Below are 12,346 nucleotides of genomic sequence, written 5' to 3'. Positions count from 1 at the left end.
TATATTTTAAACTCAATCCTTAAATCTTGAGTATTCTTCCTAAAAGTCTCCAGTCATCTGCAACAACGTGCAAATTTGATTTCTGTAATATTTCATAAAAACGAAATCTTTTTTCTTCATTCTATAAAGCTTCCACTAACACCTCATCTAATGGACAAATTTCTAGTAAACTCATTGAACTTCACTCTTTATGTGAAATAATTTCGCCACCTTACTTAAAGTAAGATGGCGAATGTTAAATCCGTTATTTTTGAATATTGATTACTGGTACTTCATTTGTATTATTAGTTCTATTTACTAGATTTAGGTAGAAATGCGATACTGTAGTAGTATAATATGGCGAAATCCAAAGATATGGGAGATTTAGGGTAAATATTCCCACCAATGAACCTAAAATAAACCATCCAATGAAACTTAGCCAAGTGATAAATAAATCTAACTTATGTCCTTTCATCATCATTTTACTTTTTTTAATTGCCTCACTTGCTGTACATTCTGGATCCTCTAACATAATGTAGTAAGCCATAGAATAAGAGAAAAATTTAATAATACCTGGAACTATGAACAAAAGACTCCATAAGCTAATAAATATTGTTTGTAAGATACCTAGTTTCATAGCTCTAAATATATTCTTTGAATTGAAACCCGCAAACAGATCACCTATTGTGGTAGATTCATTTTTCGCTAAACCTAATGTGATTGTATAATAGCCGTAACTCATAACACTCTGTACAACAATATAAAGAATAGAAATAATAACCCATACAATAATTTGAGATAAAATTAATCCAAAATTAATTTGAGGTTCGCCATATGAATAATATACAAAGTTCTCAGGTCCTATAACATCTATAAACAAACCAAAAATTAGAAATACTACTATACCAATGATATACATACTTGCTACGGGAATGAGATAATTAAGAAACGTTGAACCTACCCCTAATCCCCATCGGCCTTTCAATGAGGCTAATGCTTCCCTTTTTAAATTGCTAATCATCTTTTTTCCACCTTTCAAATTCTTTATTATGCATAGTGTGGCTTTAATGAATAATTAATGAGTTTAGTAAAATTTAAAATTCTACTAAACTCATTAATATTTACTCCTTATACGAAATAATTTCGCCATCTTACTCAAGGTAAGATGGCGAATGTTAAATCTAATTATTTTTTAACGTTCATAGATTTAATTTTATCTACCTCCACTTTTGCTTGTTTCGTTATTTCTCCATTAATAGCATTTGCATATTTATCACGACTTAAAAATTCAAAACATTTATATGCATTATTCGTGTCAGTTGCGGACATATATCCTGCACCTTTATTAAACATTTTTAGAGCTACCATATTCATCCATTCTTTTGCATCTGCTTCTGGATATCCTAATTCCATAGAACGATAAGTTAATTCAATTGCTGAAGCTAAATCTTCAATCGTATCTTTATTCCCGCTTGCCTTTGCAGCTTCAAATGTACTCAAATACTCAATTGCCGCTTTTACCCCCTCTTTAATTCCTAATTCTTCAATACCTGGTGTTTTATATAAAATTTGATAGTTGTTTAACGCTGATTTATATTGCGTTTTTTCTAACTGTTTTGCTTCTTTAATTACAAGACTAGCAACATTAGAAAATCCTGTTTTGTCAACAACACCACGAGAAGCTGCTTGACCATAATAATGTAAAGCATTATAAAGGCTCGTTTGCCCTTCTTTATTTGCTTCATCACCTGCTAACTGAATAAGTTGAATTCCCTCCATTTTTTTGGATGCATTATCAATCATATTCATACCACTAATTTGGCCAATCGTTTTATCAATATCCTTTAACTGTGCAAGTAATGTGTATGATGGTAATAAGTTTTTACTTACTTCACTTTGCCATCCTGTCGTTCCATTCATTTTATTCCATTCATTTTCTGTATCTGTCCATAATTTATTCGCATAATTAACCATTTCTTCTCTTGAGCGTTCCAATGGGTGCTTTGTACGAATTGCATTTGCAATATTTAATACCGCTGTATAATATTCTCCATTATTTGCAGCATCGTTTGCTTTTCTTTCAAACATTAACGGCATTAATAACTGATGAGATTCATCTTGAACAGATTTTTCTACTCTTGCCGTATTTGCTAATAAATTCGCTTTATTTATAGCATCTTCGACTTTGAAATTAGAATCTTTAATTTGTCCACGAAGTCCCTCTACAGCCCCAACAAATTGCTTTTCTAACTTTTCTTTTTGTTCGCCTGTTGCCCCGTCAATATACTGATTTGTTAATAGTAAAGCATTTTCATAATGTGGATTCGCTGGATTTAAATATACATCAATTTGAGCAATTGCTTCTTTCACTGGGTCAGATTTCACTTTTTCTTTTTGATTACTTGAATCTACATTATTTGTTTTATCGTTATCTGTGGCACCTTCAGTTATTGAATCTTTTAGATTTTTCTCACTTGATGTAGCTGTTGCCTCATTTTCACTTACATTTTCTTCTTTAACTACTTTTCCTTCATTACTGCTAGTAACTTCTTTCACTGCTTTTCCTTCATTACTGCTAGTATCTTCTTTTACTTGGCTTGCTTTTTCTTTTGTTTCAGTTGCAGACATCACTACTGATGTTTGGATATTAAGTTTCTGTAATTCTTCTTGTAATAGCTTGTTGAAAATATCTTCTACATCTTGATTCGCTTTTTCTACTAATGCAGGATCTACGCTTTCAAATACTGATGTAACTAAATAAAATTTACTTAATGCTTGTTCTAAAGATGCTACATCCCCTGTATTTGACCACTCTCTTTTTTCTTCTGTTGCTGTTTGATAAACTTTTTCTGCTACAGATTTAATATAATCTTTCTTATTTTCACTTAAATATCTTTGTAACTCTTCTTGTGTAGTAACCGATTCATTTAATACATTCATTTGATTACGTAAATAGAATAATGCTCTCTCATTTGAATATTCACCACTTGTAAGAATTTGTTCTACATTATCTAATGCTAACTTATGTTCTGCTATTGATTTTGATTTTGATGGTGTATTCAATTGGCTAACGAGCGTCCAGTCTTCTTTTTTGCTATAGTAGTTCGTTAAATTATTTAATGCATTTTCATCCAGTTCTTTTTGACTCGTATAAAAATCATTAAAGAAAACAGATGAGTAGTATTTTCCATTTCCAGCGTACCACTCAACTAAAATGTCACCCGTTTTTGGTGATACTGTAATTGTTGGGTGTGTTGGTGTTGGTTCTGGATCTGGTTTTGGTTTTGTATCTGGTTTTGTATCTGGTTTTGTATCTGGTTTTGTGCCCGTATCTGGTTTTGTATCTGGTTTTGTGTCTGTGTCTGTGTCTGGTTTTGTACCTGTGTCTGGTTTTGTGCTTGTATCTGGTTTTATGTCTGTATCTGGTTTTGCATCTGTATCTGGTTTTGTGCCCGTATCTGGTTTTGTACCTGTGTCTGGTTTTGTACCTGTATCTGGTTTTTGTCCGTCTCCTTCTTGTACAGTTAGTTGCTGTTTATTATCATTCGCTTTTCCTGGCTCTGCCACAGGTCCAACCATATTAGTTGGTAAATCTAGTTTCTGTGGAGTTGGTGCATCCGATAATTTGATTTGTGGATCTTTCTTTTCAACCGATACTTCATCTGGTTTATATGTTACTGGCGTAATTGGTGATTTATTATTCCCAATTAAGTCTGCTAAATTAATAGTTGGTTTTTCACCGGGTTTTTCATCTTTTTTTGCAGGATCAGCAACTAAATTTGGGAACATAGACTGTAAATCGCCCCCTGTAATACGATCATCTTTTTTCTCTTCTGTATTACTTGCTAGTTTTACTTGTTCTTTTCCTGCTGTCTTAAAGCCTTTGTCATACACAAGATATCCTGATGTTCCTAGTAATGCTACCGACATTACGGATATAGCGACTTTTTTCCCTAAGTTATTATTGTTTTCCTCCATGTCCTTTTCCCCTTTTCCTATCTTTATTGAATCCAACCGTTTGTTTTCATTTCTGTTAGTTTTTCTTGCGCAGCTCTTACTTCGGATTCATTTTCATTTGCTTGCACTGTTTTTCTTAAGAAACGACTTGCTTCCTCGTATTTTTTCTGTTTAATTTTAAACATCCCGAATGCAAAATTCACATGTGGATTTTCATCGTTTTGTGCGTATGCTTCTGTGAAAAGCTTCTCTGCTTCATTCCCTTGTCCCACTTTATCGTATAAAATCCCTATATTTACAAGCGTATTTATGTCGCGTGTTCCACTGCTGACAACTCTATTGTAAGCTTCTAACGCTTGCTGATATGCAGCAGTACTCTTTGCACCATCTCGCGTTTCATAAAATTGACCCGCTTCGTAATACACAATTCCTAGTTGATTTAACAACTCAATATTTTTCATATCTTTTTGAATCGCTACTTGTAAAATGTGAGATGCTTGTTGATAATTCATTTCTTTCTTCGCACTATCAATTAGATTTGTTTTATTCCAAAGCACATATAAATTTGAAAGTTCAATTGTATATATGGCATTCTTTGAATCTTGCATAATAGCTTCTTTAAAGAAAGATTCTGCTTTATCTAACTGTACCGTTGCGGTTGATAATTGACCTTTTAAATACGAAACAATTGCTTTATCTTCATTTGTCTTCGTACTCATTTTGACAATAACATCTTCCGCTTTTTCAAATTCTTTCATTTTCATATGACTTACAGCTAAATCTCGCATCGCATCTTTTTTGTATGCTTCAATTCCTTTTGCATTATTCGCTAGCGCTTGTTCAAAATTTTGCACTGCTTCTTGATATTTTCCAATGCGGAAATTCGCTGAAGCTAATAGATAAGCAGCTTCATTATTTTCTTTATCGATTTCTCTATCTTTTATTAGTTTTGTAATATAATCGATTGCAATTTTATTTTTTCCTTCAGCAACGTAAATCGTTGCTAATTGGAGATATGCCTCGTCTTTCCCCTTCACAGCAATTGCCTGTCCAACAGCTTCTTCTGCTTTTGTATATTTTTTATCATCATAAGCTTGTCGTGCTTGTTCCATAAACTTTTGATATTTAGCATTTGTTGTGTAGAAATAAAACAACGTCGAACCACCTATTACAACAACTGCAGTTGAGCCAATAATCAAAATCCGTTTTTTATTCTTTTTCCACCATTTAGAAAAAGGTGACGGTTCACTTTGTTCATGCGCTACTGTAAGTGGTTGATTGGATGCTTTTGCATTTAAAATCTCATCATCTATATCATATTCCACTTGTTTTTTCGTTTGTTTTCGGCTCTGTAGAATGCTATTTGGCACTGTAATTGTAGCTGCTACTTCTTGCTGCGACTGTGTTCCTTGCTCTTCTTCTATCTCTTTAATAATGCTTTCAATTTCCTGTTTTAACGCCTGATCAATGTTTGGAAATTGTACGATTCGTGAATAGACGAAACAAGCAAATGCTGCATTGTTTTCTCGTTCCAATTCAGTAGCTAATTCCAAATAATGTTGTAGGACCATTTTATTATTTATTTCAGGCTCTTGACTCTCCATAGTTTGAATGATATATGCGAGTTCTTTTTGCAGAGCTGTTGATGGATTGAGTGAATTGAAAATTATTTTATATTCATATAATGCCGCTTGTTTAAATCCTCTCTCTTCTAATAATCTTGCAATTTCCAAACATTTTGATACAAAAAGAGAGTGTTCTTCTGCTGACTGCCTTTCCGCATCAATTTTTATTCTTTCTCTCGCGCTATTAAATACATCGTACCACTGTGCAAAGCTTGGGCATTCTGCGAAAGAATTACTACTCCATGCCTGCTTAAATAATTTTGCAATTTCCCCGTTCCATTGATTATGTAATACTTGCTGAAGTAACGTATACCTTCCACATTCTGTCTGCATTTCTTCCGTTTTAAAGTAGCTTGCATCCGTCCATTTTTCATTTCGAACTTCTTCACTACACCAACTTAATATTTCTCCCAATAAAATAGCGCCTGCAAATCGATCGGCTTCTTTTTGCCATACTCCACTTTTTAAATACATTGGTGCGTAACCCGCTGAACCTGCTGGCAATAACGAAGGTCTTTTCGTTTTTGGGCCATACATTTGCTCAACATCAACAAGTTCGATATAGTGTTGACCTTCAATTGCATTTTCACTTAAGAAAGGTACGAGTACGTTGCTAGACGATAAATCATTATGAGCAACTTCATTTTCCTCCATCATTTTAAGTGTTGTAAGAAATGCTTCTGCAATAAAGAAACATTGTTCTTTTGATAACACTCGTTGTTCTTGTAAAATATCAGCCCAAGTTGGACCTTCAATCCAAGGCATTACAATACTATTAGCAAGATCTTCTGATTTTTCGATAGCAGATGTATGTTCTTCTTTAGTAACGATATAGCGCGAACATACTTTCAGACCCACTAAGGAAGAAAGTGGTTTCAAAAATGCTAGTTGATGTTTTTCCTCACGATAGCGTTCCTTAAAAACTTTTAATGCAATTCGTTCTACACCATTTTCCTGTTGTAATTGATAAACTGTTCCTTGTCTTCCCTCTTGACCATAGGGCATCTCAATACCAATTACAGCTGGGTGTTTCTCAAAACGATAAACATCTTTATTAAGATTAATTTTTTCTCCTACTTCTGGTCGGAATCCCATTTTATCCCCTTACTCTCGTATAACAATTTTTCAAAAAAAAGACCAGGAACAATAGCTCCTGATCTTTTGCAATTGTTCTATTCTTAGTATGTGTTATCTGTACTACGGAATTTCTCAGCAATACGTTTTAGATCTCTCGAAATTCCTTCTAAAATAGGAATGTATTGTTGCATTTTTTGTTTAGAATTTTCAAATTCCCCTCTGAATTTCGCTTGTGTTGACCCAGCCCATTGACCATCTAAACTTTTAATATCGCCTTCAAGTCTATTAACTTGACTTTGCGCTTCCGCAGCTGCGTTATTAAAGTTATTAGAAATTCTTTCAAGGTCTTCTGGTCTAATTTTAATTTCTGTCATTTTATTAATTTCCCCTTTCAAATCATAAATGATACAACAATTAGATTATAAACTATATTCATACAATTTTAAAAGAGTTAAATTGCAAAAAAATTCTATTTTATAGTAATTTAACCCTATTTTAATATTATTTCACTTTTAATTCAGACCATTTCACACTAATTTTGTCTGTCATCGTGCGCAGTAAATGTAACGGTGTATATGCACATTTTATTTTTATTGGCTTTCTACGTATGCAATATCCATCCCCACTTAATAATTCTTGATCGATTTCAGCATGTGGAAGTTTCATATTAAAGAAATATACATCGTTATTGTGAGTCGTTCCTAATAAATAACCAATACTTCTCTTTCTAATTTCCGCAAACCATTTTTCATGTGAAAAGTTATTTACACTAGATGTTGTAGCCGCCGTTAAAAAATGAATCCCTTTATTTTTACAATTTTGAACTATTAGTTCCATTTTATTTTTCGCCTCATAATCAATAGATAATACAGTTAACATTTGATCAATATCATCAATTGCAATGATTATTTTCTTATATGGAAACTCCACTGTTACGTTTGGATCTATAGAAGGTACTACTGCTTCTCTATTATTTATTAGCTCTAACAATTCATCTAACATTTCTTTTAATTGCATATCATCTGTAACTTTCTTCTTCACATGAGGTAAATCTCCAAGAGCTAATATGCCAGTAGGTCTTTCACCAAGGTCTACTAAGTATAGCTCAACCTTTTCTGGAGAGTATTGGTATGTAGTAGTGAAAAGAAGTGTTTGTAATAATGATGTTTTTCCACCTTCTATTCTTCCACCGATAAATATATGATTCATTTCGTCCAATGAAAAATTTTGCAAACGGATATCGTCTGTTTCAACTCCTGCAGAAATTTGAGTTGGTTCTAATTGCTCAACTAAATCTTCTACAAATATTTCTTTAGGAACCATTGGAATCTCTTTTGCTTTTTCACCATTCCATTCACTGCCCATTTTTTGAATAATCGTTTTTAATTGCTGTGAGTATTCTAATTCACTTTCACCTATAAACGGTAGTGCTGCTTGGAACAATTCCGGTGGTTGACCTTTCATTAACCCACGGCCAGTAGGAACTTCAATTAACGGGAAATTCGGTCTACCAACTAAACTAGGATATTCAGCTCTATCTTGCAATTCAAATGTAATTGCCATCGGTATATTATTACGAACACGATCAAACATATCAATTGTTTGATTAAGTGAGAAATAGAAGTACACGCCATATGTGCTTGATTCGCGTAATAATATTTCTAATACTTCATTCTCTTTTTCGAATTCATTTTTAAATCTTATATAACCATCTACCATTACAACGATAGCAGGAATTTTCTTTCCAACCATTCGATTATACATAGAGAATGACTTTGCACCGATATTAGAAAAACTCTCTTTTCTATGCGTGATTTCCTTCTTTAAAAATCCGAATAGACGTTTCATTTTTTCATTTTCGTCCTCTTGTACAACCCCGCCTACATGAGGTAAATCTCTAAAATCTAAGAACATACGACCAAAATCAATAATATAAAAATTCACTTCTTCTGGTGTATGAGATACTGCTAGGGACATAATAATTGTTTGTAACATCGTTGTTTTTCCTGTTCCTGGCATACCATAAATATTTAAATGTCCTTCTTGTAAATCTAACTTCAGCGGAAATTGCGCTTGATTTGCAACATCATCAATTAATCCTACTGTTACTTGTAAATATTCTTTTGATTTATTCCACTCAGCAATTGTCCAATCTTCCATAGCATAAAATTCTTTTAACAATAATTTTTCCGGTAATGGATCCAGCCAAGGTCCTGGTAATGCTTTAATATTTTCTTTTTCTGATACGCTCTGTACATATTGAATAAAAGCTTGTAGTTGTTTTGGACTATTTGTCATTGGTTTTGGACGCTTTTTCACTTTTATTCTTTCACCCGAGAGCTTAACTTCTGTAAAATCAACAATATCAAGAACTTTCTCTTCATCTGGATTATAAGGTGCTCCGCTCCATGCTGATTGGAATAATTCCAATACTTCATTGCTACCAACTTGGAGATACCCTCGTCCTGGTACATTGATTTTAGAGGCATCTGGAATCTTTAACATTTCACGACTATCCGCATCATCTTGGACACGTAAACAAATTCGAAAACGCGAGTTACTCCAAATCTTGTCATTTACAACCCCCGAAGGTTTTTGAGTTGCTAATAATAAATGAACTCCTAATGTCCTTCCTATTGCAGCGACACTAATTAGCTCGTCCATAAATTCTGGTTGTTCCTTTTTCATTTGAGCAAACTCATCAATAACAATAAATAAATGTGGTAAAGGTTCTTTTTCACGCCAGCTTGTTTCATAATATTCATCTAAATGCTGAACATTTCCAGCCTGAATGAATAATTTTTGTCGACGCTCTAATTCTGCTTTTAATGAAATTCTGGCACGCTCAATTAAATTTGGATCTTCTAAGTTCGTAATAGATGCAATAATGTGCGGTAATCCCGCAAATGTATTTGACATTCCACCACCTTTATAGTCGATAAGCATAAATGCCATCTCATGAGGATGATAGGTTGCCGCTAACGCCGCTATTATAGACTGAATCACTTCACTTTTTCCGGATCCAGTTGTACCAGCCATTAGACCGTGCGGACCATGCCCTTTTTTCTCTATTTTATCGTGAATATTTAGAAAAACAGGTTTACTTCCTTCTCTTACACCAATTGGAACCGGTAATGAAGTCGGATATCGATTTTCTTTCCATCTCTCTAGCACTTGTAATTCTTCCATGTTTTTAGCTTGAAACAAGTCTAAAAATGTTAATACTTTCGGAATGTTGGCTGCTGTAGAACTTTTCATTCGAATTGGAGCAATGCTTCGCGCTCCTAGTTCACATCGTTCGAATGAAAGTCGATCTACTTTAAAACTAGCACGCGTTGTCCCACTATTTTCAGCTGAACTTGAAAACGTTTCTACTAACTCACCATCTTCTCCATTTAAACTTATTACAAGATCACATTCCATCGGTAACCGTTCCTTTTGTTCCGCAAAAATAAATGTAGAAGCTCCTACGCTTTCACCTTCTCTAAGTAACATTGGAGTTAAAGGATCATCTTCTAAAAATTCTCTCGCTGATAAGAAAAAAACATACATCGGAATTAAAGGAACTTTTGCATCCGCTTGCGCAGAAGAATTATAGATTCTACGCATGTTAAGTGGGGTAAATAGTACTTCAGCTAGTTTCTGTGCATCTTGTTGATTTTCAGATAAAAAGCGCATACTTCTCTGTTCATCCCATACGTGAGGAAGCCACCTCATCCAATCCCACTGCTTTTTCTCTTTCTCATGATAAAATGCAGCTATTTTCACTTCATTTGGTGCATGATGCGTCATAATTTGCGTCGTTACAATTCGAATAAAGTTTAGTCTATCTTCTTTATTTCCAACTACACCAATTACATCGTTTTTTTTCAAAGAAATGGAAATGTGTCCATTTGGTATCGTATTGAAATCCCTTTTCACATTTTGCGCTTCTGTAACTAATGGATTTTCTTCATAACCTTTCTGTTCAGGCACCTTCAATTCTACAAGAAATGGTCTTTCTCCTGTACCAATACGAATATCTAAAAAGTCTGGACTTTCAGGTGTTCTCTCCCATAAATTACTTTCCCGATTTTCAATTCTTTGTACACTTTTTAATGGGCTTGGATTTTGTGTAATTAAATATTTTGCTTGTTCAACCTTTAATGTATCTAATTCCACTCGATGCTTTTGAATTTGCTCTAAATATCTTGTTTGTAATTGTTCAACCATTTGACGATGTTCTTTCTTTTTACGGAAATGCCCCATCGTTGTAATTATATATGATCCCAACATCGGAATACTTGAAACCATCATTAATGGCATATAACTTGCATTCATCTTCATAAATTTCATCATTACAAAATATAATACCAATGTTAAAACTGTCATCATTGCAGGCAGTAACATTGTTTCAATTGAAAACTTCGGCTCCTCCGGTATGTTCGGTGGATCATGAATAATAACATCCCCTGTTGGTATATCTACTTTCACACGCGGAGAGCGTTGAAAATACGGTGATTTTTGCACAAAACATTTCTCCTTCCCCATCCCAAAACTATTACTCAATGATTTTCCATACATAATCTTCTTCACTAGAAGACATATCTTGTTTAACAGGTTCATTATAAACTTCTTCTGCTGGCATCATTTCAAAAGAAGGGATAATTGCTCCTTTTTTATGTAGCATTACATATTGTCCATCCCACACATCATTATCGCGCAACGTTTCATCATTTCGAATAGAATGCCACTCTTCTTTATCTTTTGCTACTCTAATTTCATAGATTCCGCTTAATGCTTCATCTATTTTTTCATGATGTAAAATCGCTTCAATAATTTGCACCACTTTTACGTCATTTGGAATTGCAATATCAATTTCTTCATTTGACTGTTTTATGTATGTCACAATAATCTCTTCCACGCTTATTCACCTTTTTTCCATCATGTTTGTTACCAAGAAACATCTAAAAATGAAATATCATCGCTTGTCGGAGAGTTCTGTGCCCTCTCAATTTCTTTTAACACTTCCTCAAAGTTATACTGCTTAAGTGGCAAAAGTCCGTCTGAGTGAATAACTATCCGATTAGCTTCTTGTCTAGATAATACCTTTGAAAAAACCGCCAATTCCCCACCAATAATGCCTCGCTGTGTAGACCATCTTTTCTTTATATTTCTCTTAAACTTCATTACATTCGAACAATTCTCCTTATCTTGAAACAATTGTACAAATGAATCGCCATGTGTAACTATCGTTATTTGTACTTTATCTTGATTTGGAATGAGTTCTATTTTCCCGCCAGTAAACATCGCTTCACTACCTTTTTTTCGCTTTTCTTCCAAAACATCGCGTAGTAACCACGGTGTTTCTTCTGGCAATCGAAATGCACTCACTTCCTCTGAAGCTTCTTCTATCCAATTATTTAACTGTTCATTTAATAATGTAGCAATATCCAGTCCACTTTCTTGACATGTATCAAACAAGTTTACTAACTTCATACCAAGAAATTCCGCAGCAATTTCACCATGAAAAGATAGCCCTACACCATCACATAAGGCAAATACGAAACTAGTTCCATTATCTAGAAATACTAGAAAGTCTTGTCCACTCTCGTTTAAATCCTGCGTTTCTTTTGCTCTTACATAACTATATCTATAAGTAAAATGTTTCGTTTCCTTTTCTTGCAATACCGTTTCTTCCTTTTGCGATAGGGTATATTTCACCTTAC

7 protein-coding genes and 1 pseudogene are annotated in these 12,346 nt (G+C 33.8%); all 8 read right to left on the bottom strand.

The window, feature by feature from the left end; genetic code table 11:
• Positions 1 to 58: 58 nt before the first annotated feature.
• Positions 59 to 175, bottom strand: a pseudogene (locus ACU8YW_RS10665) (SseB family protein); the annotation flags it as partial.
• A gap of 69 nt (positions 176 to 244) precedes the next feature.
• A complete protein-coding gene (locus tag ACU8YW_RS10660) occupies positions 245 to 1,000 on the bottom strand; it encodes a DUF975 family protein (protein ID WP_097889501.1) in 756 nt (251 codons plus the stop codon).
• Positions 1,001 to 1,164: 164 nt separating this feature from the next.
• Positions 1,165 to 3,957, bottom strand: a complete 2,793-nt coding sequence (locus ACU8YW_RS10655; protein ID WP_426933703.1) for a hypothetical protein — start codon at positions 3,955 to 3,957, stop codon at positions 1,165 to 1,167.
• 23 nt (positions 3,958 to 3,980) lie between these two features.
• The gene (locus ACU8YW_RS10650) at positions 3,981 to 6,656 is read right to left on the bottom strand and encodes a tetratricopeptide repeat protein (protein ID WP_097889499.1); all 2,676 of its coding nucleotides are present in this window, start codon (positions 6,654 to 6,656) and stop codon (positions 3,981 to 3,983) included.
• 83 nt (positions 6,657 to 6,739) lie between these two features.
• Positions 6,740 to 7,012: a WXG100 family type VII secretion target gene (locus ACU8YW_RS10645; RefSeq protein ID WP_000136048.1), complete on the bottom strand. Its 273-nt coding sequence runs from the start codon at positions 7,010 to 7,012 to the stop codon at positions 6,740 to 6,742.
• A gap of 127 nt (positions 7,013 to 7,139) precedes the next feature.
• Complete coding sequence (gene essC / locus ACU8YW_RS10640; protein WP_141542756.1) at positions 7,140 to 11,147, bottom strand: type VII secretion protein EssC; 4,008 nt, start codon at positions 11,145 to 11,147, stop codon at positions 7,140 to 7,142.
• 31 nt (positions 11,148 to 11,178) lie between these two features.
• The gene (locus ACU8YW_RS10635; RefSeq protein WP_000391141.1) at positions 11,179 to 11,541 is read right to left on the bottom strand and encodes an EsaB/YukD family protein; all 363 of its coding nucleotides are present in this window, start codon (positions 11,539 to 11,541) and stop codon (positions 11,179 to 11,181) included.
• Between the two features lie 29 nt (positions 11,542 to 11,570).
• Positions 11,571 to 12,341 (bottom strand): PP2C family serine/threonine-protein phosphatase, encoded by a 771-nt coding sequence (locus tag ACU8YW_RS10630; RefSeq protein WP_097907629.1) that lies wholly within the window; start codon positions 12,339 to 12,341, stop codon positions 11,571 to 11,573.
• Positions 12,342 to 12,346: the final 5 nt, after the last annotated feature.

This window comes from Bacillus pretiosus, from assembly GCF_052947655.1.
Note: the sequence above shows the minus strand (reverse complement) of the source record. Positions and strands in the feature narration are given on the sequence as shown.